The 235-nt window shown below is 55.3% G+C and carries 1 protein-coding gene; it reads right to left on the bottom strand.

All coding sequences use genetic code 11. The features are described from left to right. A partial coding sequence (locus tag FQ668_RS28285; RefSeq protein ID WP_144180890.1) for a P-loop NTPase fold protein occupies nt 1-235 on the bottom strand: 235 nt, incomplete at both ends.

Genomic DNA, 235 nt, shown 5'->3' with positions numbered 1-235 from the left:
GAACTGGAAGATGCGATCCAGGTATCGCCGTGCGTCTTTGTGAGTGAACACCGTACCTGGTTGCTCAGGGTTGTTGCTTCGCCCCCTGGCAAGTGCATCTGCGACCTTTGCCTCATCGCAGGAAATCACGAACACCAGACCAAGCCCTTCCGGCAACTTTTCAGCCGGTATTTCCATGAAGGCCCTGACGGCATCAAGCCCCAGCACCATCTCCTCAGCAGATAGACGATCAAGA

The organism is Pseudomonas sp. Kh14 (assembly GCF_900291005.1).
GTDB lineage: Bacteria > Pseudomonadota > Gammaproteobacteria > Pseudomonadales > Pseudomonadaceae > Aquipseudomonas > Aquipseudomonas alloputida.
This window is presented reverse-complemented; position numbering and strand designations above follow the sequence as displayed.